Annotated in this window: 13 protein-coding genes; 10 read left to right on the forward strand and 3 right to left on the reverse strand. The window is 61.7% G+C overall.

The genetic code is table 11. The features are described 5' to 3' along the window. The 3 genes from LB532_RS23450 to tssH form a co-directional block, all read right to left on the reverse strand. On the reverse strand, positions 1–7,065 hold a 7,065-nt coding region (locus LB532_RS23450; RefSeq protein WP_181169399.1), incomplete at its 3' end, for an autotransporter-associated beta strand repeat-containing protein. A gap of 435 nt (positions 7,066–7,500) precedes the next feature. Then, on the reverse strand, positions 7,501–8,397 hold the full coding sequence (locus LB532_RS23455) for a helix-turn-helix domain-containing protein (RefSeq protein WP_140640635.1): 897 nt from the start codon (positions 8,395–8,397) through the stop codon (positions 7,501–7,503). A 1,266-nt stretch (positions 8,398–9,663) separates the two neighbouring features. Continuing rightward, positions 9,664–12,435: a type VI secretion system ATPase TssH gene (gene tssH, locus LB532_RS23460; protein ID WP_140640637.1), complete on the reverse strand. Its 2,772-nt coding sequence runs from the start codon at positions 12,433–12,435 to the stop codon at positions 9,664–9,666. 319 nt (positions 12,436–12,754) lie between these two features. On the opposite strand from tssH, the gene tssA reads away from it, so the two are divergent. From tssA to tssK, 10 genes are read left to right on the forward strand one after another with little or no spacing between them, the layout of a single operon-like run. Further along, positions 12,755–13,927, forward strand: coding sequence for a type VI secretion system protein TssA (tssA, locus tag LB532_RS23465; protein ID WP_140640639.1), 1,173 nt, complete (start codon positions 12,755–12,757; stop codon positions 13,925–13,927). A 6-nt stretch (positions 13,928–13,933) separates the two neighbouring features. Further along, entirely contained in the window at positions 13,934–14,473 is a 540-nt protein-coding gene (tssB, locus tag LB532_RS23470) for a type VI secretion system contractile sheath small subunit (protein ID WP_140640641.1), read from the forward strand. A 3-nt stretch (positions 14,474–14,476) separates the two neighbouring features. After that, the gene (tssC, locus tag LB532_RS23475) at positions 14,477–15,982 is read left to right on the forward strand and encodes a type VI secretion system contractile sheath large subunit (protein WP_140552898.1); all 1,506 of its coding nucleotides are present in this window, start codon (positions 14,477–14,479) and stop codon (positions 15,980–15,982) included. A gap of 45 nt (positions 15,983–16,027) precedes the next feature. Next, positions 16,028–16,483, forward strand: a complete 456-nt coding sequence (locus tag LB532_RS23480; RefSeq protein WP_140552897.1) for an Hcp family type VI secretion system effector — start codon at positions 16,028–16,030, stop codon at positions 16,481–16,483. Continuing rightward, a complete protein-coding gene (tssE, locus tag LB532_RS23485; protein WP_140640991.1) occupies positions 16,470–17,225 on the forward strand; it encodes a type VI secretion system baseplate subunit TssE in 756 nt (251 codons plus the stop codon). The genes LB532_RS23480 and tssE overlap by 14 nt, the downstream gene beginning before the upstream one ends. Position 17,226: 1 nt before the next feature. Further along, the gene (gene tssF / locus LB532_RS23490) at positions 17,227–19,101 is read left to right on the forward strand and encodes a type VI secretion system baseplate subunit TssF (protein ID WP_140640643.1); all 1,875 of its coding nucleotides are present in this window, start codon (positions 17,227–17,229) and stop codon (positions 19,099–19,101) included. Beyond that, positions 19,065–20,132, forward strand: coding sequence for a type VI secretion system baseplate subunit TssG (gene tssG / locus LB532_RS23495; protein WP_140640645.1), 1,068 nt, complete (start codon positions 19,065–19,067; stop codon positions 20,130–20,132). The genes tssF and tssG overlap by 37 nt, the downstream gene beginning before the upstream one ends. Next, positions 20,129–21,592: a type VI secretion system-associated FHA domain protein TagH gene (gene tagH, locus LB532_RS23500; protein WP_140640647.1), complete on the forward strand. Its 1,464-nt coding sequence runs from the start codon at positions 20,129–20,131 to the stop codon at positions 21,590–21,592. The genes tssG and tagH overlap by 4 nt, the downstream gene beginning before the upstream one ends. A 3-nt stretch (positions 21,593–21,595) precedes the next feature. Continuing rightward, entirely contained in the window at positions 21,596–22,048 is a 453-nt protein-coding gene (tssJ, locus tag LB532_RS23505) for a type VI secretion system lipoprotein TssJ (RefSeq protein WP_140552893.1), read from the forward strand. Between the two features lie 39 nt (positions 22,049–22,087). Next, a complete protein-coding gene (gene tssK / locus LB532_RS23510) occupies positions 22,088–23,422 on the forward strand; it encodes a type VI secretion system baseplate subunit TssK (protein ID WP_140640649.1) in 1,335 nt (444 codons plus the stop codon). The last annotated feature ends 1 nt before the right edge of the window (position 23,423 follow it).

Below are 23,423 nucleotides of genomic sequence, written 5' to 3' on the forward strand. Positions count from 1 at the left end.
GTTGGCGCCGGTCAGCACCAGCGTGCCGGCAGCCGTCTTGGTGAGCGCCCCTGCGCCGCCGACCGTGCCGGTGAGCGTCAGGCTGGTCGCGCTGTCGGTCTCGAAGGTGCCGCCGCCGGCATTGAGCGTCACGGCGCGGGCTGAAGTGATATCGGCCGTCGTGTGCAGCATGCCGTCGTCGAAGGTGAGTGCGCCGGCTGCGGCGCCCAGGCTGGCATTGCTGCCAACTTGCAGAGTGCCGCCGTCGATGAAGGTGCCGCCCGTGTAGCTGTTGGTGCCCTCCAGCACCAGCGTGCCGAGATCCGTCTTCACCAGCTGGGTCGTGCCGGAGAGGTCGGAGCTGATCGTGGCCACATAGGCGGCACCCGCCGACGTGCCGTCGCCGACGCGGATGATCGATTGCAGACCGACCTGCGTGGTGTCGTCGATCAGTGCGATATCCCCGCCCTGCACCACATAGCCATGGGTGGCGAACTGCATGCCGGCGGCCTGCACCTGGCCGTTGGTGTTGTCGACCGTCACTGTGCCGGCCGCACCCTGGAAGACGGCAAAGCTGGCATTGGCGAAAGGAGCCGCGAACACGCCGTCCTTGTCGGTCCAGTTGGTGTCGCCGGCAGCACGCCACGTGCCGCTGCCGCCATCCACAATGCTGTTCGAATGCGGGCCGGCGTCGCCGTCCCAGAAGCTCAGCGCCAGGCCCGCCGAATTCACCAGGTTGACCTGCTTGGCCACCGAGGTCTGCACGAAATAGTTGGGGTCGCTGACATCGAGGGTATTGTTGGTCAGCGTACCGTTATAGTTCATGACGCGGTAGACGCCCGGTCCGAAGCTGCCGCCTGGCGATTGCGTGACATTGAGCGTGCCGTCCAGCGTCAGGTTGCCGCCGACATTGATGAGGTCGTTGAACGCGCCGCCCGGCACATTCGCCTCGCCGAAGTTCACGTTTAGAATGGAATTGCCGAGCGCGAGATTGCCATTGATGGTCAGTGTGCCCGGCGCATTGCCGGCGCCGCCAGGGGCGAGCGTGCCGCCATCGGCGACGGTGACGCTGCCGCCGATGATGCCGCTGCCGCCCAGCGTCGCGCCGCTCGCGACATTGGTTTGTCCGGTCGCGGCCGACTGGTTGCCGTTGATGAGCAGCGTGCCGGCATTGAGGTTGGTGGTGCCGCTGTAGGCGTTGGTGCCGGTCAGCGTCGTGATGCCGGTGCCGAGCTTGTTGACCGAGCCGGTCCCGGAGATCGCGCCGTCGAAGGCATAGTTGTTGTTCAGGTTGAAAGCGAGCGTGCCGTTGTTGGCGATCGTCGGTGTGGTCAGCGAGCCTGCCGTAGCGCCGTTGCCTACCTGTAGCGTCCCGCCCGAAATCGTCGTGCCGCTGCCGAAGCTATGATTGCCGGTCAACGTCAGTGTGGCAGAGCCTTGCTTGTTCAAACTCTCGAAGCCGGTAATCTGGGCGCCATCGAGCGTACGGTTGAAGGTGGTGTTCACCTGCAGCGTGTCGGAGCCGCCACCGCCGTCGACGCCTGCTCCGGCAATCGTGGCGAAACCGCTCAACAGGAACGTGTCGTTGCCGCTGCCGAGATTCAATGCGGCTGCGCCGGTGTTGAGCGAACCGGCGGTGAGATTGACAATGTTGCCGCCTCCGCCCAGCGTACCGTTGCCGAGCAGCGTGCCGCCCGTGATGTTTATCGTGGCGCCGCCGGTGCCGCCGGTGAACAACGTCTGCGTGCCACCGGCTGCCTGGACCGTTCCGCCGCCGACGTTGAGCTGCGAGCCGGCGTTCATCGTGATCGTCGGCGTGGTTATGGAGGCGCCGCCTCCATTGCTCTGCAGCGTGCCGGCGTTGATCGTGGTTCCCCCGGTGCTCGTCAGGCCGCCATTCACCTGCAGCGCGCCGGCGTCGATGCGTGTGCTGCCGCCGATCGCGTTTGTTGCCGAAGTGAGAATCGTCGTGCCGGTCCCCATCTGGGCGATGTTGCCTAGACCGCTCAGCGTGCCCGTGAAGCTGAAGCTGTCGCTGCGATTGAACGACAGCGTCGAGGTCGCGTTGGCGACGATGACATTGCCGGCGCCGGCATTGCCCGACGTACCACCATTACCAATGATCAGGTCTCCGTCATTGATGACCGTGTTGCCGGTGAAGCTGTTGTTGCCGGTGAGCACCCACGTGCCGGAATCATTCTTGGCGAGAGTGGTCGTGCCGCCCGGACCGTCAATGATGGTCCCACCCATCGTGTTGAGGCCGGTGTTGGTGCCGCCGAGCGCAAGAGTGCGGCTGCCGACGCCGGTATAGGCCGCCGAACCCGTATTGCTGAAGACGATGGCGCCAGTGCCGGAGGACTCGATAAAGCTGACACCGGTCTGCAGCGTGAACAGACGGTCAGTCGTATCACCACTGCCTGTATAGCGCAGCGTCGAGCCCGTACCGATTACAAGCTTAGAGGCGTCATTCGTCGACTTACCGATCGAGCTCGCCTGGCCACCATCGGCAAGCTTGTCGACAGCAAGCACGCCGCCACTGATCGTGGTGGCTCCAGAATAAGTGCTCGTCTGGTTCTTCAGCACCCAGGTGCCGGTGCCGGTCTTGGTGAGCGCGGTTGTGGCGCCCGATGGATCGTCAATGCGAGCCGAAAGCGTGTTGTCGGCCGTGCTGGCGCCAGTGAGCGTCAGCGTGCGGTTGCCGGCGCCGGGCAGCACAGCCGCGGCAGTGCTGGTGAAATTAATCGCGCCGCTGCCGGAGGCGTCGAGCGTACCCCCGCTGCTGCCTAGCGTGAACTGCCGGTTCGTGCTGCCTCCGACGCCGACATATTGCAGCGTGCCGCCGTTGAGCACAAGGTTGGTCGCTGCGGCGCTGGAATCGCCAACGGAACTCGCGACGCCGCCATTGTTCAGGCAACTGACTGCGAGCACGCCTCCATTGATTGTTGTGCTGCCATCATAGCTGCTGCTGCAGCCCGAAAAGGTTTGCGTGCCGGATCCACTCTTGACGAGGCCGCCACTGCCGGTGATCGAGCCACTGAAGCTGAAGCCGCCGCTCAAGGTGAGTGTGCCAGACCCGAGCGCCACGTTGCCGGCACCGGCGAGCCCGCCGACCGTATTACTCAGGTTATTGAGATCCAGCGTTGCGCCGGCATTTACAGTCATGCCGCCGGTGCCAAAGGCGCTGGTCGAACCGGCCTGCAGGATGCCGGCGGTCACGATTGTTCCCCCGGTATAGGTATTATTGCCTGAGAGCACCAATGTGCCCGGGCCGTCCTTGCGGAGAATGCCACCCCCTATGGCCTGACCGCCAAAGGTCAGCGTCGTTGCCGCATTGGCGACGCCCACGGCACCAGTGCCGCCCAGAAGCTGGAACCCCCGATCGGTCGTCACCGTTACGCCCGTATAGTTGAGGGCACCGTTGTTAAAGACGAGATTGGTCGAGGCGCTGCCGGATGTGCCGATGTCGCTCGGTTGCCCGCCGTTGGCGAGGCAGCCGACGTTTAGGGTGCTATTACCTTGCAGCACGGTGGAACCGCTATAGCTGTTATTGCAGCCGCTGAACGTCTGCACACCTGCGGTCAACGTCACGCCGCCAGCAACGGAGCCGCTGATGATGCCGCTGAACGCGGAACCATTGCCGCTGATCGTAAGGCGCGCCGTGCCCATGGTGACGCTGCCCGTGCCGCCGAGCCCGCCGATCGTGTTTGCGAAATTGTTGAGGTCGAGCGTCGCCCCGCTGGCTACGTCCACCGGACCTGTGCCGAAGGCGCTTGTTGACCCCGCCCGCAGAGTGCCGGCGGTCACCGAGTTGCCACCGGTGTAGTTGTTGGAGCCAGCGAGCATCAGAGTGCCTGCGCCGGTTTTGGTAAGACGGCCGGGACCGGTAGCCGCGCCGCTGAGCGTCAGCGTGGTCGACGCATTACTTACCCCGATGGCCCCTGCAGAAGCCAGAGTGAAGCCCCGATTGCTTGTCGCTGTCGCGCCGAGATAATCCAGCTTGCCGGCGTTCTGCAGGACGAGGTTCGCGGAGGCGTTGCTGGAGGCGCCGATGGAGCTGTTGAGGCCTCCGTTGGCGAGCGAGGTGACGGCAAGCGTGCCGCCGTTGACTGTGGTGGTGCCGGTGTAGCTGTTGTTGCCCGCAAGCGTCAGTGTGCCGGGGCCGTCCTTAATGAAGTTGGCGCCGTCTGTGCTCACCACCTGTCCGGAGACTGTCAGGTTGGCAGCAGCATTGGTGACGGAGATCGTGCTGGAGGTGACCGCGCCGGCGCGCGCGATGGTCAGGCCACGGTCCGTGGAGACCGTACCGCCGGAATATTCCAGCGTCGCACCTTGGATCACCAGGTTGGATGAACTGGCCGACGCCGCGCCGATTGCGCTGGCGGCCCCGCCATTGGCAACCGAATTGATAGAGAGAGTACCCTGGCTCACGGTCGTTGCGCCGGTATAGGTATTGTTGCCGCTCAGCACGACCTTGCCGGTGCCGGCTTTGCTGAAACCTACCATGCCGGTGTTATCGACGATGGTGGAGGCGATGGTGAAGACACCCCCACCGTTTTGCTGGATGCCCAGCACGCCGCCACCCAGCGTACCTGTGATCGATCCGCCGGTTATCGTCTGGCTCCCTCCGGTTACAGATGGCGCGACGATGATCGTTCCATCCACTCCGAGGGTCTGGCCGGCGGCGACTGTGACCGTGGAGTTGGCTGCTGCGGTATATTGCAGGCCGCCGATCTGGATGCTTGACCCTACGGTGTTGAAGAACGGCGTGTTTACACCATCGGCATCGCTCAGGACCTGGTTGGTCTGCCATTGGCTGGCATCGTCCTGGTTGACGTAGTCTGCAGCGGTAAAGGCGACAATATTCCCGCCAACCACCTTGGCATAGTCCGTGCCATTGACGGTAGCCCAGCCGCCCAGCGCGCGATCCAGACCAGTCGTTGTGATTGCGCCCGTCGTCGGCAGCACGAAATTCGCAAGGCCGCCCGTGCGGGTTATGTCGCCAAGGTTGACGGTCATACTGCCGCCGGTTCCGGAGGTGGCGCTTACCGTGTTGTTGCCTGTTGTGACAGTCAGCCCACCGAAATTCTGAACGTCGTTCTCGCCCGCCGCGCCGGTTATCTTGACCGTTCCGCCGTTCATGACCAGCGCAGACGAAGCGGAGATGATGTTGCTGGTGGGCCCGCCGGCAGGCGAAAAGTCGAGTGCCAAAGTGCCGCCGCCCACGGTCGTTGCGCCCGTATAGGTGTTGGCCCCGGTGAGGGTCAGCGTGCCGGCGCCCAACTTGGTCAGGCTGGCGCCGGACCCGGCGATGATGCCGCCGTAGCTGTTATTAACGCCCGAGCCAAGGTTGAGGGTGAGATTGGCGTTGCCCATCGCCACCGTGCCGCCAGTGCCATTGAGTGAAGCGGGCGCCAGGTTGTTGCCGTTTAGGTCCAAAGTGCCGCCATTGACGGTGATGTCGGTCACCGTCCCGAAGGCCGAGGCGCTGCCGGCGCGCAGCGTGCCGCCGCTCACAGTGATAGCGCCCGTGCGCGTATTAGCGCCGGTCAGCACCCATGTAGCGTTACCGCTGCTGACCAGGTTGCCGCTACCTGAGATGATGCCGGAGATCGTGTTATCCGCGCCTGTGTAGCTGCCGCCGAGCGTCAGGTTGCCCGCCAGGGATGTAGCTCCGCTGAGTGTCAACGCTCCCGAGCCGTCGTTGCGGATGGCGCTTGTCGTGCCGCCAACCGACAATGCGCGGTTGCTGCCCGCGCCCGCGCCCGTATAGCTTAGAATGCCGTTGGTAAAGGCGATGCTCGTGCCTGCGCCGAGGGAACTGTTCACCCCCCCGTTGGCCAGTGTCGCGGCTTTGACGATGCCGCTTTCGATCGACGCGGCTCCAGTAAAGCTATTGGCATTACCGAGCGTTATCGTGCCCGTGCTGCTGCCGATGAATCTAAACGTGTTGGCCGTCGAGCTGCTGATGACACCCAGAGCCTGCAAATCAGCGTTAGCAGCCGACAATGCTACCGCTGCGCCGCCGGTTGCGGAAATATTGCCGGTCAGCGTCAACGTGCCGGTACCCGAGTTCTGGATCAGGGCGGTAGGCGAGCCTATTCCGGTGGTAATCTGCCAGTTCCGGTTCGAGGTATTGCCGCTTCCAACGTAGTTCAGGGCCGATACGCCTGAATTGGCCTGAAGACTGATCGTGTCTCCGGCTCCGAGGGCGCTGGCTTCTCCGATATTGCCCACGGAGATAAAGGAAGCCGCCGCCGCACTGTTTATGACAAAACTTACCGCCCCGGCGAAATCGTTGGTGTTGTCGCTGAGAGTGATCGAGCCGGTGCTTCCCACAGCGCCGACAGAGAGCCCGCCGGCTCCCGTGTAGTGTGCGCTTCCGGCGCCGGCTCCGTTTATACCCCCCTGTCCGGCTGCTAGGCTGACCGTCCGACCTGCAAGCGAGCCACCCGTTGTGCCCGTACTAAGGCCAGCCCCGTTCGCCAGGTTCACCACATTGCTAGCACTGCCAAGCGCCGCATTTGAGGTGACTGTCAGCGATCCGGAATTGACATTGACGCCGCCGGTGAAGGTGTTGCTGCCGGACAGCGTCAGCGTGCCTCCACCAGCCTTGGTGAGGCCCGCAGTCCCGGCGATGACCGCGCTGATCGTGGCGGTGCCGGTGATGGTCGGCGTCGCGCCGGCGAGGGTAAGCGTGTTACCGCCGGTCCCGGCAATGGTATAGGTTGCGGTGTTGAAGGTGAGATTGTGCACCGTGATCGGCGCACCGAGCGTCACGGTGCCGACCGTCCCCTGAAAGATCGCGTCGTCCAGCGCCGCGTTGTTCCAGATCGTGAATGGGCCAGCTACACCGTTGCCGGTCGTATTCCATAGGGAAGAAGTAGTGTCCCACGTCCCTCCCCCGCCGACGCCCACACCGGTGTTGTTGGCATCCCAGTACAGGTCCGCCGCCGCCGCGGGACTTGCTGCCAGCCCCAAAAGCAGCAATGCAGGAAAGCCCAGTGTGCGTGCAGCTCTTGCCGTCGCGAAAACGAGCTGCACTAGGTTCGGTGCGAAGCTCGCTACCTGACCCTTCCATTTGGTCACGCGGCCTCCACGGAGCAGCCGTGAAAAGGCCGGATCGCACGTGCGGCTGCACCGGTTTCCCAGATAGCCCGGGCGCGCTTGGGAGGATGCGCGACCGGGATGCGGGCCATCTGCTTTCAGTCTCATGTCGCCGGTTCCACCGCCGGCCTCTATGTGATCGTGGTTCGTACCGCTGCCGGCCACCCCAGTCATATGCCCCCCGGATACCACAGCATTAGCAAGTTATAATGTACCGGTTCCCGATGAATCACGGCACAACATGGAGAAAGGCATGGAATAGCCGGCGCGTATTTCAGAAAAGTTCGATATTTTTATGAAAAAGTCAGGTATGTCGTGTCATCGGCCAGGATTTTTCTGAGTGTTACACTAATGGCACAAGTTATTATTCTTTAAGACTTAAATAGCCTTAATGTATGATTTCGGGTCGAGACGTTTTCAGGTCGGCGAGCGAAAACGGGCCGGTGTGGTGCCGCGATGCTTCCTCATTGCCGCCGTCAAATGGCTTTGGCTGGAGAACCCGCTGAAATAGGCGACATTGGCAATTGACATGTCTCCCTCGGAAAGCAGCCGTGTCGCGTGGTCCAGACGCAAATCCAACAGGTAGCGATGCGGCGACCTCCCAAAAGTCCGACTGAAAGCCTGGTTGAAATGCTTGGGAGAAAGCCCGGCAAGAGCAGCCAGTTCGTCGACAGAGATCTTGCTTGCGAGATTCATGTTCATGAAGTCCTGCAGAATACGCGCTGATTGCCTGGAAAGGCCGCCCTTGAACTTCTCCGGCCCGCTGCTTCGCGAGGCATAGGCGTGAAGCATGTGGACGCCCATGACTGCGATCAGCTGCTCAACATGGAAGTGATTGGCGCCCTCCTCCTTAATGAATTCCGCCTTGAGCAGTTGGGCGACACGCAACGCATTGTGGTCGCGCGTGCCCAAGGGCGGAGGCGTCAACTCCGCTTCCGCCGAGCCGAATTGCTGTCTGGCGAGCTCCCTCAGGCTGTCGTCAGGATAGACGATGATTGCGCTCTCCCGCGCCTTCGACAGGTGCAGGCGCGCTTCAAGATGCGCCGGCTTGACGATGATGCCTCCTGCCGGCGCGTCATAGCGCTCGGCCTTGCCATCGCCGAGCCTGGCACTAGCGCCCGGCGCGGGCTCGAGCCCGACATATACAAGGTGATGGTTCGTGTGGAAGGTGTGTAAGCCGGCAGGCATCAGAAAATAAGAGGCTCGGCCTTGGCGGGTTACTATTGACTGACCCTCCGTCACCGAAGCGCCGGATAGCAAGTCGAGATCGGCCGGATCTGCACCGGCAGCCAGATCGTGGTCAGAAGAAGTCATGTTAACCGGCCAGTGTCACGGGGTGGGGGCTGGACACATTCACGTTTCTAATTTAGCGAAAACTAACGCGCCGACCCCACGTTCTTGCACGCCGCAGGGTTGAGTAAACTCGACTTTTTAGAAATTACTCTCCCCTGAATGATCCGTTCCGGACCATTCAGCGCGAAATGAATCCTATGCTGCGATGTTGGTCCTGTACCACACCCGCAGAGATTGTAGACCACAGGCATATGCGGCTATTGCGCGGCTCGAAGCGAGTGCGAATCACCTCGTTGTGCCTTGCTCAAAAGGGCTGGAGCCAACCCGGCAGCCTCAAGGGCATTTCTCAACTGTCGCGAAGATCAAGCGGTACGTATCGCCGTTGACCATTGGCGCTCTTACCGAGGTTTAAAGGGCGGATTTGAAGGGCTGCGGCGCGCCGAAGACGTCGAGGCTGCAATGCAGTCACTGGCCCGCTGGCGCGAGGACAACCTGCCCGACCACATTGTGCGCGTCTCGGCCAGGCCATGGACCTCGGCGTTCGTTTCCACTCATATCGACGAGATCTGGACGGTCGATGACAGCCATTACCGACCGAGTCGGCATCGGACGCCGTGCTGCCTACATGGGCATCCGCAGCCAGCGTCCGACCGAGCAGTGTAACGGCGATCCCGCGGCCGGTTCGTGCGCTCAGGTCGGACTGATGCGGGCGCTCTGGGCCTGGGCATTCATAGATCAAGCGTGCTTGTGGAAATTATGGTACAGGTATGACGCTTTCTTTTTCACGGAGATCGCGATGAGGCAGAGAACGATCGAAAGCGGGCTAAGTCCGCCAATGCAGCAGGCCATTCCGATAATTCGACGTGTTTTTAAGCAATACGCGCCGAGGCACCTTGAACTTGAGCTCACCGCTGGAAAGGAGTGGTATAATCACTCTCGTTGGTCCCTTCATCATTCCGGTAACGCAATCGATATTAGGACAAGAAAGCTGGCGGATCGTGGGACAGGTATATTGTCAATCCTTTTGGGGCACTTCTTACAGCAGGAACTTAATTCTGAGCTTGGCAAGGCAAAGTATTTAGTCCTCGTGAACGACCAAGGGCCTATGTTTCCGCATATTCACATTCAGTATAATCCCGGGGCTAGGATGAGCACACCCGGGGACTACGATGGAAAGCGACAAAGCAAGACGGTCTAGTCGCCTCGTCGAAGAAAAAGACCTCCTTTGCGAGCGCCATGCCAATCTGTGGCGAGAGATGGTCCAATGCGCAAACCATAATCCAATCATTACTCGAAAGAATATGTAAAGCCGCCCTCGGAGGCTCCGACCGTCACCTTCGTCATCTTCTCACCCTCCAGCGACCGGTTGAGCACGCCGCGGCTTAATTCCGGCAGAAGTGTGTTGGTTAAGATGGTATCGATCATCCGCCCGCCGGATTCGATCTCCGTGCATCGTGCCCTGACCAGATCGATGACACCGTCGCTGATCACCAGTTCCGCGTCACTGGTTGCACTCAACCGGCGGGCGATCTTGGCGAACTGATGACGAGTGATCGTCTCGATCATCGAATCAGACAGCGGATAGTAAGGAATGGTCACCACCCGTCCAAGAAACGCCGCAGGAAAAACCTTCAGCAAAGGCGCGCGCAAGGCCTTATCCAGATCGTCTAGTCCGGCCCGAACCGTGCCGTTCCTCGTCCGGTCCATGATGACTTCAGAGCCGACGTTCGAGGTGAGCAGGATCAACGTGTTCTTGAAGTCGATGCGCCGCCCTTCGCTGTCGTCCATCATGCCCTTGTCAAAAACCTGGAAGAAGATCTCGTGGACGTCGGGATGCGCCTTCTCGACCTCGTCGAGCAGGATCACCGAATAGGGCTTGCGTCGAACAGCCTCTGTCAGGATACCGCCCTTACCATATCCGACGTAGCCGGGCGGCGCACCCTTCAGGGTCGAGACAGTATGCGCCTCCTGGAACTCCGACATGTTGATCGAAATCAGGTTCTGCTCGCCACCATAAAGCGTCTCCGCAAGGGCCAGTGCCGTTTCGGTCTTGCCCACACCAGAGGGGCCACAAAGAAGGAACACGCCCACCGGCTTTTCCGGCGCGCCAAGCCCGGCGCGGCTGGTCTGTACACGCTTGGCAATCATCTCCATGGCATGATCTTGGCCGACGACGCGCTCGCACAGAGTGACGGCCAGCCGCAGGGCTTTTTCGGTCTGGCTCGACAGCATCCGCCCAGTGGGGATGCCAGTCCAGTCTTGGACCACCGCAGCCACGGCATTGCGGTCAACCGATGGCAGGATCAGCGGCGCCTCGCCTTGTGCCTCCGCAAGTTCGGCCATGAGTTCGCGCAGACGGGCAAGATCGGCGACCGGATGTGGAGGTTGCTCGGCAACAGCCGGCATTTCGAGCTCTGTCCTGGATACCTTGCCTTCGATCATTTCGGTCTCAGACAGCCCAGCCTCAAAGGCGTCGGCATCTGCTGTTTCGGACTCCGGCGTTTCTGCCGCATCGAGCGGCATACCATCGCCCCGTATCCGGGCACGCAATTCAAGTATCTCGGCAACCAGGACTTTTTCTCGATCCCAACGTTGTTGCGCAGCGATCAGTGTGACCTCAGTTTCGTCAAGTCCGGTTTCGACCCGTGCCTGCCGCTCGGTAACGTCGATGCCGATCGCCGCCTCGCGATCGATGATACCGCGCTCGACCTCCAGCGCTTGGCGACGCCGCATGATGTCCTCGACCTCGGCCGGTGTGGCATGCTGCGATATGGCGACCCTGGCGCTAGCGGTGTCGAGAAGGCTTACCGCCTTGTCCGGCAATTGCCGCGCCGGGATATAGCGGTGTGACAGGCCGACTGCCGCCTCGATGGCCTCATCCAGTATCTGGACCTGGTGGTGCTGTTCGAGAACGCCGGCCACCCCGCGCAACATGAGAACGGCCACAGCCTCTGAGGGCTCGTCGATCTTTACCACCTGGAAACGGCGGGTCAGCGCGGGGTCTTTTTCTATGTGCTGCTTGTATTCAGCCCAGGTCGTTGCTGCGATGGTGCGCAATTCACCGCGTGCCAGCGCCGGCTTCAGAAGATTGGCCGCGTCGCCGGTTCCAGCAGCGCCGCCCGCGCCGATCAAGGTGTGGGCCTCATCGATAAAAAGTATAACCGGCGTTTCGGACGACTGCACCTCGTCGATCACAGCCTTCAGCCGTTTTTCGAACTCACCCTTTAGGCTTGCCCCGGCCTGCATCAATCCGATGTCGAGCATGCGCACGCTGACGCCCTTTAGCATAGGCGGCACATCGCCCTGGGCAATGCGCAACGCGAAGCCCTCGACGACCGCAGTCTTGCCGACCCCGGCTTCGCCCGTCAGGATCGGGTTGTTTTGCCGCCGTCGCATGAGGATATCAACGATCTGCCGGATCTCCGGGTCGCGGCCAACGACAGGATCGATTTGGCCGTCGCGGGCACGCTGGGTCAGGTCGGTCGCATATTTCGCCAACGCCGCATCGGCGCCGGCTACGCGTCGTGGCGCCTGTGGTGCGGAGGTCAGGGTCGAGGTGCCAGCTTCGAGTGAGCCCTCCATGACATCGGCGAACCGCGCGATCACCGCGTCCGCGTCGATCTTGTCGAATGCGCCGCTGATCTTCGACAGCAGGCCCTCTAGCACCGGCGTCTTCAGGCAAGCGAGCAGAATATGCGCGCTGCGGACTTCCTCGACGTTGAACTCAAGCGTCGCCAGGTTCCAGGCCTCCTGGATGGCATGAAAGATGTGGTCGGAGAATTCCTCGATCGATGTGGCGCCGTAGGGCAGCTTGTCCACGGCGCGGGTCATATCGGCCGTGAGCCGGCTGACATCCACTCCCGCATCGGCAATGATCATTTGCACGTCCGAGCGATCGGAAAGCACCAGTTGCTCGATGAAGTGGACGAGTTCGACGTAAGGATTGCCGCGCAGCTTGGCGGTGTCCGCAGCTGCCTTGAAGGCACGCACCCCGACAGGATTGAGCTTGCCGACCAGTTCCTTACGCTTGAAGCTCTGTGACGACCGGCGCTGTTCCATCGAACGTGCTCCTGCAATCTGCCAATGGATACCCTGCCACATAAGCCGCCACTTGACAAAGCGCCCGATGGATGCGGGCGCGCCGGTGGTTCGGTGCCGTCAGCCTTTGGAAGCTCGAACCAGTGGCGGCAGACGAATTCGTGCATCCATGGGGGCATTTTACCGACTGTGTTGGGCAGTCTCGCCAAGCCCTCCACATTGCGAACACGCGGTTGGTCAGCTTTCGTTAATTTTTAAGCGGCGGCTTAATTGGCGTACGGCACGTCAGTGTGGTAACGTTGGGTTAGGTGCCGTTGAGGGCCGGTCGCTGGGGGTCTGTGTGATTGATGTCGCACTTTGGCTTACTCCGCTCGACGGTGAAAATCCGTCAGGGGAAGATTTGCGCAACGATCCAGCCTTCCATGAGCTGGAGCGCCTGACGGAGCAGCAGAAAAAGGTCGAGTTCCGGGGCAGCAAAAACACGGAAGTCGACGTTCCGATCGACTGGCCCGCCGTGCTCACAAAGGCCGAAGAGTTGCGCCCACTCGGCCGGGATCTGCGCCTTCTCGTCATTGTCACGCGTGCTCTGGCCAACGAGTACCGGCTGGCCGGTCTAGCCGACGGCCTGACCCTCATAGCGCAAACCTTCGATCAGCATTGGGCGACCATGCATCCGGCCTTGCGACCGGGCGCCACGCCGCGCGACGCCGCATTGCGCCGCATCAACGCGCTTACTGACCTTCAGAACAGCCAGAATGGCCTGCTCAAAGATTTGCGGAAAATGACCTTCTTTGCGCCGCGTTCCATCGGGTCTGTCCTGGGTGAGGATCTGGAGAAGGGTTCGCTCGACGAGCGGGTCATGCTTCAGGAGGCTGCTTCGGGACTGAACACGGCAGAAAAGGCGAAACTCGCAAGCGAGCACGGGCAGTTGGTCAACCGGGTGCGCAGCGCGTGCGCGGCGCAGATCGAACAGGCCGCGGCAGAAATGATGTCGCTCCTCGCCGACGCCCGCGCCGCGATCGCCGGCCTCGATGCGGTCGACAGCGCCCTCAACACCCACCTTGGAGGCGGTGGCGCTAGCGTTCCGGAATTAAAGCGGTTTCTGCAACGTTTGCTGACGACTCTCGAACGGAATTCGGCAGCCGGCGCCGCGGGGAATGGCGCGGGCAAACCGGTGCAAGCGCCCGCAGAACCGGCAACAGCTGTTCGCAACGGTTATGGAGCCGACACGATGGCAAGCGTGGCAGGCAACGCAGAGTCCGGCAGCGGCGACCTGCCCGACCGGATCTCGTCGCGCGATGACGTCGTCAAATGCCTTGACCTCGTGGTCGCCTTCTATGACCGCACCGAACCGTCCAGCCCGATCCCGCATCTGGCACGGCGCGTGCGCCGAATGGTGCATATGGATTTCGTTGAACTGATGGAAGATCTCGCCCCTTCGGGGCTGAAGGAATTCCGGCTTCTCGCCGGCGTTCCAGACGTCAAGAAGACGGCTCAGAAGGATGAAAGGTAACAACACATGCCAGCTGAAAGCAAATCCAAGGTCATCGAACGAAATCGTGCGCCGCGCGTGCAGATCTCCTATGACGTGGAAACCTATGGCAGCCCGACAACGATCGAACTGCCGTTTGTCATGGGCGTGATGGCCGACCTTTCCGGCGCTTCGCAAACCAAGGAAGCGTCAAAGTCGGTGCTGGACCGCTCCTTTGTCGAGACCGACGCGAACCGCTTCCCCAAGTTCATGGAGGCGCTCGGGCCTCGGGTCAAAGCCCGGGTGAAGAACACGCTGCCGCAGGCCGAAGGCCAGGAGCGCGACGAGGAACTGGCGCTCGACCTCACCTTTACCAGAATGGGCGATTTCGCCCCCGACAAGATCGCCGAGCAGGTTCCGCAACTGGCCGAGATCCTCAAGATGCGTCGTCAACTCGAGGAATTGCTGGGCTTCATGGATGGCCGCGTCGATGCCGAAAAGCGCATTGCGCAGCTGCTGAACAACGAGCCGCTTCTTGGCAAGATCGCCGGCCAGGCGCTGGCCGACGACGACAAGACGGGAGAATAGATCATGGCTGAACAGCAAAAAACCGCCGACGTCGCCGCCGAGGCCGAAGCCATAGACCTTGGAGAATTCAGCGGGCTCCTGGAGAAGGATTTCAAGGTCAAGAAGGACGACAGCGAGAAGCTGCAGCAACTCGTGCGCAATCTCGCGCTCGCGGCGCAGTCGCGTTCCGAAACCACGACCATTTCGTCCAATGCCATCAAGTCGATCAAATCGCTGATCGCCGGCATCGACAAGGTGCTGACGACACAGGTCAACGAGATCCTGCACGCGCCGGAAGTGCGCGAGATGGAAGGCACTTGGCGTGGCCTCTGGTATCTTATCAATAACACCGAGACGGATCAGAAGCTGAAAATTCGGGTGATGAACATTTCCAAGGAGCAACTGGCCGACACGCTCGAAGACTATGAAGGTCAGATGTGGGATCAGAGCCCGATCTTCAAGAAAGTCTACACAGACGAGTATTCGATGCTTGGTGGCGAGCCGATCGGCTGTGTGATCGGCGCCTATGAATTCTCCAACCACCCGCGCGACGTGGGTCTGCTGCGCAATATCTCCGGCATCTGTGCTTCGGCGCACACGCCGTTTATCGCGGCTGCCTCGCCGCGCCTGTTCCGTATGGATAGTTGGCAAGAATTGCCGAACCCGCAAGACCTGCAGCAGATCGTCTCCAACGCGGCCTATGCCTCGTGGCAGTCACTGCGCGAAAGTGAGGATGCCCGCTACATCGGCCTGACCATGCCCCGCGTCCTGGCACGGCTGCCCTACGGCACCGAGACGGTTCCGGTAAAGGGTTTCACATTCGAGGAAGAGGTGCACGGCGACCACAACAAATATGTGTGGATGAACGCCGCCTTCCCGATGGGCGTCAACATCAACCGCAGCCACAAGTTGTTTGGCTGGGGCACCCAGATCCGCGGGGTCGAGAATGGCGGCACGGTCCTCAACCTGCCGGTGCATAGCTTCCCCACCGATGATGGGTCAGTAGCGATGAAATGCCCGACCGAAGTCGCCATTGATGACCGGCGTGAGGCGGAGCTTGCCAAGCTTGGCCTGATGCCGATCCTGCATCGAAAGAATACCGATCTCGCGGCCTTCATCGGCGCGCACTCGCTACAGGACGACGAAACACGGGCGGGGCGGCTGGTCGACCCCGATGCGCAGGCCAATGAGCGCCTGAGCGCCAATCTGCCCTATCTATTCCCGGTTTCACGCTTTGCGCACTATCTCAAGGCGATTGCGCGCGACAAGGTCGGCTCGTTCAAGGAGCGCTCCGACATGCAGATATGGCTGACGGAATGGATCAACCGCTACGTGTTGGCCAATCCCGCCTTCGCAGACGACAAGGCGCGCGCCAAGCGTCCGCTTGCTGCCGCGGAGGTTACAGTGAACAGCGTGGAGGGGCGGCCCGGCTACTACAATGCCACCTTCGCTTTGCGCCCGCATTACCAGTTGGAGGGCATCAACGCCTCGCTGCGGCTGGTGTCGGAACTGCCCTCCGTTAAGACTTGATCTGCAGCAACAACATCTTGGTTTTGAAAGTGGTGGAGAGAGACAATGCCAGTGAAGATTGACGGTTTTCTGAAGGTTCCCGACATCAAAGGCCCCAGCACCCGCGATGGTCACGACGACGAGATCGAAATCCATGGCGTCGACTACAAGATGGTCGCACCCTATGACCCGAATTCGCTCTCACGTCGAGGCCGCGTGTCCATGGGCATGATCAAGTTCATCAAACACTACGACAAATCCTCGCCCTATCTGAAAAAGGCTTTGTTCGAGAACAAGGCGCTCGACGAAGTGGTGTTCTCGGCACGCAGGACAATCGATGGCGAGACCAAGGATTACCTGGTCGTTACCCTCACCGATGCTTCGATCATGGAATACGACATGTCGCAGGCCGAGGATGAGGAAGACCTGATCGAGGAAGCTGTCAGCTTCGCCTATAAGAAAATCAAGTTCGTCTATGACGGCAATGATGAAGCCGAAATGGATGTCTATGTCGGCAAGTGAGGTACGGCGGCCAGGCGCGGGCAGGCAGCAGCTCACGGGCAGCTTGCGAGCAAAAAGCGAGGCCGTCCAGCCGTCGCTTTGGGATCGCCTCGTCAATGACCTGCCAGGCCTGACCTCGGAGATAGACGGGCTGCGCCAAGTCTTGCGGGACGAGCTTGGCGCGGACCGTTTCGATAGCCTCGTTGCCGGCAGTGCACGGACCATCGATGCGGATGCGGAACTGACAGCGGACCAGAAACGCCGCCTGCATCGATTTGCCTTTCAGACCCAGCACCGCCTCGAGATCGAAGGCCGTCGCGTGGTGGTATCGGCCCGTGTGCTCAGGGAAGCGGTGCGGCGTGACATCGAGGCGCTCTTCAATACCGAGCGATTCGAGGCCACACCGCTTCTGTCCGATTTGGAAAATGAACAAGTGTCGGACAACCCACCTTCGCTTGCCGACTTTCCGGAGGTGCGCCGAAGTGTGGTCAATTACGGCGTGCCGTCCTTTTCGGGCCGGTCGTCGCGCGACTTTGATCGCGATGTGCTGGCGCGTGAAATCCGCGCGGTGCTCGCCACTTTCGAGCCGCGCCTCAAGGATAGGGAGACAAAGGTCACGGTCACCCTTGGCGACAAGACCATGGGCCTGAAGATCGAGATTGACGGTGTGCTGATCATGACGCCGACGCCGGAACGCATGCGCCTGCGCACCACGATTAATCTTGATAACGGCTTGGCGCGGACCGAAATCAGGGACGCCTGACATGGATAGGGTCTTCGTCGAATATTACGAGGAGGAACTAACCCATATCCGCGGCCTTGCGGCGGAATTTGCCGACATGCACCCGGCGGTGGCGCGCAACCTTTCCCTCGACACGGTCCCCTGTCCGGACCCCTATGTCGAGCGGCTGCTGGACGGCGTAGCTTTCCTTGCCGCGCGCACCCGGCTGAAGGTCGACGCCGAGCGTTCGCGATTCTCGCGAAGTGTCCTCGACGTCCTTTATCCTGATCTGATCACGCCCGCGCCAGCAACGGCGATGGTGGTGCTAAAGCCGGGCCAGCAGGTGCAGACCATGCTCGACGGCCATGTCGTCAAGCGCAACACGCGGCTGGTTTCCAGCCTGCAGCCCGGCCTGTCGACGCGCTGCACTTTCTCGACCGCGCAAGAAGTGACCCTATGGCCGATAGCGATTAATTCAGTCAGCTATTTCCAAGATCGTAGCGCCTTGGCGGCAGGCGGCATAGCCACGATCGGCGGGGTGCACGGCGAGGCGGCGCTCCGCATCACGCTGGCCCGGACCGGAAAGGGCAAGCTCCACGAATTGGCGCTCGACCGGCTCGACCTCTATTTTGCCAGGCGCACAAAGGCGTCGCTGCTGTTCGACGCGATTTTCGGCACTTGCTCGACCGTTGGCGCACGTGCGCAAGGCAATACCAACCCGTTCTCGCCCTTGCCCGCACCAGACATGGTCGGCATCAGCGACGACGAAGCCCTGATGCCGCGCACCCGCCCGACATTCGAGGGATACCGCCTGCTGCGCGAATACTTCATGATGCCCGAGCGCTTCCACTATGTACGCGTTTCGGGGCTACAGCCCATCGTGCGTCGATGCGACGCTGGGTTTGAGATCGTTTTCCTGTTCAGGCGTCCGGTGCCCGAGTTGGCCGATCTGACGCCGGTGGACTTCGAACTTTTCGCAACGCCGATCATCAATCTATTCGAACGTGAGTGCAACGTGGTCGAGGTCGATGCGCGCAAGACACGCCAGGTGTTGCATGCAGACCGAACGCGCGCGCGCGACTTTGAAATCTATCGGATCATCCGCGTCGAGGACGCCGACACGGAAGGCAACGAGGCCGAAATTCCCGAACTCTTCAGCCTGGGGCAGAACACAGGCGGTGGCTGGGTCTACTCAACCGAACGGCGACCGCGGCGGGCGACGGAAGAGGAACGGCGCGACGGGCTGACCCGCACGTCATACACCGGCGACGATGTTTTCCTGGCCGTATCGCGGCCGCTTGCCACTCCGGCGAACCGGCCGCTGAAGCGTCTCGACGTCCTGGCCCTTTGCACCAATCGTGACCTGCCGATCCTCGACGACAGTCCGACGTTGACGCTGGAGGCCGGCGACCCGGTCGAAACCGTCAGGCTTCTTGGAGCCTTGCGTCCACCGCAGCCGGCGATCCCTGCGGCACTGCCCACAGGGGCCGACGGTGAATCGCGCGCCGACGACCTAGCCTGGCGATTGATCGCACAGCTCATGCTCAACTTCGTCAGCCTCGCCAAGGATGGCCGCGGCGTCGACCCGTTGCATGCGCTGCTCGACATCTACGCCGACCGCGGCGATCCGAGCCTTGCCCGCCACGTCCATTCGATCGTGCGCGTCGACTCCCGGCCCGTCGTCGAACGGCTGCAGATCAATGGGCCGATGTGCTTCGGACGCGGTACCGAGGTGACGTTGCACGTCGATGAATCGGTCCTGGCCGGCCAAAGCACCTTGCTGCTTTCGGCCTTGCTGGCACGGCTGTTTGCCCGCTATGTCGGAATAAACGGCTTCGTGCGGACCCGCACGCGGCTGCTGCAGAAGCAGGAGGATGTGCCATGGCCGATGACGCCCGGCAATCGCTACCTGATCTAGACAAGCCCACCCCAAGCACCGCCGAAGCTCTGTTTGAAGGGTTCGACTTTTTCGAACTGCTGCGCCGTCTCGAACAGGGCAACGGCCTTTTCGGCCATTCAGGCCGCCTCGACCGTGAGCCGGCACGGCTTGGCCAGCATGTGCGCCTCGCCTTTTCCGCGCGGGATCTGGTTCATTTCCGGGGAGCCGAGGACGGCAAGCCGGCCCGGGTCACGATTGCAAATCTCGGTCTGTTGGGACCCGAGGGTCCAATGCCGCTGCATCTGACGCGCTGGGTGCTCGACCGCCTGTCGCAGCGTTGGTTCGCAGGCGCCGACGCACAGTTGACCAGCGATACGACCTTCGTGGACTTCGTCAACATTCTGCAACACCGCATGATCGCCCTCTATTATCGGGCGTGGGCGGATGCGCAACCGGCCGTACAGGTCGAACGCGCGGTCGGTGGGCGCATTCGCGCTATGCTTGCGGCCATGGCTGGGATCGGCCTTCCCGGCACCCAGAACATCGAGCTCGATACGGTGAAGCTTCGCCAGGCGGCTTCGCTTGCCAGCCAGGTCGAGGGCCCGGAACGATTGACGCTGTTCCTGGCCGAAGCGTTCAAGGTACCAGTACAGATCAAGGAATTCATCGCCGCCTGGACAACCATACCACCCGGCCTCCAGACCTGCCTTGCAAAAGCCTATGCAGCGCTCGGCCGGGGGGCGACGATCGGCCCACGCGTTTTCAGCCGACAAAGCAGGATCGAACTGCGGGTCGGCCCGCTGAAATATGATGATTTCAAGGCATTCCTGCCTGGCAGTCAGCGGCTCAAACTGTTCAAGCAGGCGGTTCGCGAAATGGTCGGGGAATCGCTCGATGTCGACCTGCGCATCGTGCTTGCGCGTGATGCCGTGCCGCCGCCTCGTATCGGAGCGGTACAGCTTGGCCGAACCGCCTGGCTTGCGCGGCCCGCTGAAAGGGGCGATGCTGACGATATGCGGCTGCAGACAATCGTCGGATGGCGGCCGGAAATGGTGAGGGTCGCGGCATGAGTCTGCTGCTGACGCTGGAGCACGGGCCACGCACCCAGGCGGTACGGCAGACTCGCTTGGACGACGGTGAGTTGGTGATCGGCCGCAGCGCGGACGCTGGCTGGCAGATCGACGATCCCGACATGTTCGTTTCGCGCGCTCATTGCAAGATCTCAGGCGGGCGAGACGGATATTTCGTTACCGACACGTCGAGCAGCGGGTTGTTCATAAACGATGCTCACAGCCCGCTCGGTCCGGGCAAGTCGACGCGCCTTCAAAGCGGCATGCGGCTGAGACTGGGCGACTATGTCGTCTATGTCGATGAGCAGCCACCAACCGCTCAAGCATCCCCGGCCAGCCAGCCGGTGGCAGAACGCCTGCCGCCGGCATCGCGGGCGCCAGTGAGCATCGGCGGCGATGACTTCTTTTCCGCAAAGGTCGAGGAAGTGCCGCCACGGCCACGACCGGCCGATCTGCCGAACCCGTTCGAGCAGCCGATCCCTGGCGCGTTCGAGCGCGCCAGCCAGCGCAACTCGCCTGCTTTCGATGATCCGTTCAGCCTCGATCCGGTTTCAACGCCGGTGTCGAATAATGCAGCCGCTTATCTTGAGCCGGATAACGCGGCGAATCAGGCGGACCCGTTCAGCCTCGACCCATCCCCCTGTCCCAGCCGCGGAGCCGATACCGCTGCTGGAAAGCTGCGCGATTTCAATGATGATTTTGGTTTCGGACCGATCTCGACGCCCAGTTCGGCAGGCGGCACCGGCTCGACCGGACAGCGCGAGCGCGCCCAACCCTCGCAATCCGTCAGTCCTTGGGATCTGGCCAGGCAACCAGCCGATGTCCTGCCTCCATCGCACCCAGGTGCTGCCTCCGAACCTGGCCGCCCGGCGGCAACGGCGCAGCGGGGGGAGATGGCGCTTCGCTCCGCATTCCTGCACGGCATGGGCGTCGAGGAAGCAGATTTCCCCGGGCGCGACAGCATCGCGGAAATGGAAAAGTTCGGCCGCGAATACCGGCTGATGATGGAAGGCCTCATGCAGCTTCTGCGCAAACGGACCGAGGAGAAAGGAAACGCTCGCGTCGCCCAGACAATGGTCGGGGCCTCCGAAGTCAACCCGCTCAAGTTTCTGCCCACGGTCGACGACGCCATCGTGACGCTTATCGCCGAGCGCAGCCCCGGATTTCTCGCCGGGGAGGCGGCAATCGCCGATGCAATTCGCGATCTGGCGCAACATCACGTGCGCGCCTGGCGAGGCATACAGGCCGCTTTGCGACGGATGATTGATCGTTTTGACCCGGCAGTGATCGAGGAAGAGCTGAAATCGAATTCGGCGATCGGCACCCTGCTTTCTGGCGGGCGCGGCGCCAAGCTGTGGGAGCTCTATCAGAAACGCCATCGTGAAATTGCCGAGAGCGCGGAAAAAAGTTTCCTTGGGGAAATCGGTACTGATTTTCGAGATGCATATGAGGAGGAGTGAGCCATGATCGACCGACGTGAATTGATGATTGCCCTAGGCGCGACCGGGCTGCTTGCGGCGTGCCAGAGCGGTCCGCCAAAGCCGTCGGTGATCACCGTCAATGTGAGCGGCGCGGCCGGGATGAACCCGGGGCCAGGTGGCGGCGACCGGCCGGTGACGGTCCTCGTGATGCGCTTGAAAAGCACCGGCAAATTCAATTCCGCTGACTACTTTGCGCTGCAGGGGGATGCCGGCAGCGCACTCGCAGGAGATCTTATCGGGTCCGATCAGATCGCCGTTGCACCGGGAAAATCCGCATCCAAGACCATCACGGTCGAGCCGGACGCGACGGCTCTGGGCTTCGTTGCACTGATCCGCGAACCTGGCGGCAGGAACTGGCGGACAACCAAGTCGGTGTCGCCGGGATCGCAATTCACCATCAATGTCACGTTGGGCAGCGGCGGCATCTCCGCCTAGCAGCCAAGGCAAGGGGAGCTCAATGCAGAGAATAGCGGCATGAGCGATGCAAACAGGGTGCTATGGTCCGAAGGACTTTTCCTGCGAACCCAGCATTTCCAGCAGCAGGATCGCTTCTTCGAGGCGACGGTGCGCGGCGCGTTGCAGGCCGGACAACTGCATACGTTCGGCTTTAGACAGCTGACCCTGGACCAGGTATTGCTGGAGGCCGGCCAGATCGCGATCCTGTCAGCCCGGGGCATTTTCCCGGACGGGACGCCTTTTTCGATTCCAGATTTGATGGACCCACCGCGACCGCTGCCGGTCACCCCGGACACGGGCGCAGGGCCGGTGCTGGTCGCCTTGCCGCTGGAGCCTCTCGGCGGTGTCGGCTTCGATCCGGCACACGCCGCCGCCTCGGGAGCGCGATATCATGGGCGGATCGTTTCCGTGCGCGACGCTGTCCAGGGCGGTTCGGATCCTGAAGAAATCGAAATCGCCCGCCCGCAGGCGCTGCTGCTTGCACCTGGCAAGTCGGTTGGGGGCTATACCGCCTTGCCGATAGCCGATCTCAAGGGAGTTCGGGCCGATGGCGGCGTCTCTCTGGACGAGACCTTCCTGCCACCGGCACTGGTTACCGGCGCGGTGGCCTGGTATCGGCAATTGCTTCTGGAAGTTGTCACCGGCCTGGACCAGATCGCCGAGGCGCATGGCAAGATGGTCATGGGCGGGCCTGGGCGCAGTGTCGAGGATCTGTTGATGCTCAATCTTGCCAATGCGGCGCGTCCGCGATTGGCTCACATGCTGGCGCAAGATGTCTTCCATCCGGCCGAGCTTTATCTGGAGCTCGCCGGGCTCGCCGGTTCGATGGCAACTTACGGATCGAGCGCGCGGCGGTTGGGAGAGTTGCCCGCTTACGATCACATGGCGCCCGGCCCTGCTTATTCGGCGTTGGCGGATGCCCTGCGCTCGCTCATTCTCAGCCTGCGTTACATCGAGCCGAAATCGCGCGCCCTGCCTGTCATGCGGCACTCGACCAATGTCTGGAAGGTTCGCATCGACAACCCGAAACTGCTGGTGGCCAGCCGGATCGTCATCCGGGTCGGTTCTGAGCTGTCGGAGGATGCGTTGCGAAAGATCTTCGTCAATCAGGCAACCGTCGGTTCGGCCGACCAGTTCGAGGGCCTGTGGAAATCGCGCTTGCCCGGCATTCCGCTGAAACCGCTTCATTCCCAGCCACGCGAAATCCCTTACGATGGCGATCGATTGTGCCTCGAGCTGGACCAGAAAAGTGAGCATTGGGCGTCGCTGCTCGATGCACCAGGCTTCGTCATCGGCGTTTCGGGCGTGTTGCCAAGCGAGCCGCAGGTGGACTGCTATTCGGTGAACAGGTGAG

Source organism: Mesorhizobium sp. ESP-6-2, assembly GCF_020164675.1.
GTDB lineage: Bacteria > Pseudomonadota > Alphaproteobacteria > Rhizobiales > Rhizobiaceae > Mesorhizobium.

Coding starts and splice junctions, on each gene's coding strand:
- LB532_RS23455 (WP_140640635.1), bottom strand. CDS start 8,397: ATGACTTCTTCTGACCACGATCTGGCTGCCGGTGCAGATCCGGCCGAT.
- LB532_RS23480 (WP_140552897.1), top strand. CDS start 16,028: ATGCCAGTGAAGATTGACGGTTTTCTGAAGGTTCCCGACATCAAAGGC.
- tssE (WP_140640991.1), top strand. CDS start 16,470: ATGTCGGCAAGTGAGGTACGGCGGCCAGGCGCGGGCAGGCAGCAGCTC.
- tssF (WP_140640643.1), top strand. CDS start 17,227: ATGGATAGGGTCTTCGTCGAATATTACGAGGAGGAACTAACCCATATC.
- tssH (WP_140640637.1), bottom strand. CDS start 12,435: ATGGAACAGCGCCGGTCGTCACAGAGCTTCAAGCGTAAGGAACTGGTC.
- tssC (WP_140552898.1), top strand. CDS start 14,477: ATGGCTGAACAGCAAAAAACCGCCGACGTCGCCGCCGAGGCCGAAGCC.
- tssK (WP_140640649.1), top strand. CDS start 22,088: ATGAGCGATGCAAACAGGGTGCTATGGTCCGAAGGACTTTTCCTGCGA.
- tssJ (WP_140552893.1), top strand. CDS start 21,596: ATGATCGACCGACGTGAATTGATGATTGCCCTAGGCGCGACCGGGCTG.
- tssB (WP_140640641.1), top strand. CDS start 13,934: ATGCCAGCTGAAAGCAAATCCAAGGTCATCGAACGAAATCGTGCGCCG.
- tagH (WP_140640647.1), top strand. CDS start 20,129: ATGAGTCTGCTGCTGACGCTGGAGCACGGGCCACGCACCCAGGCGGTA.
- tssG (WP_140640645.1), top strand. CDS start 19,065: ATGGCCGATGACGCCCGGCAATCGCTACCTGATCTAGACAAGCCCACC.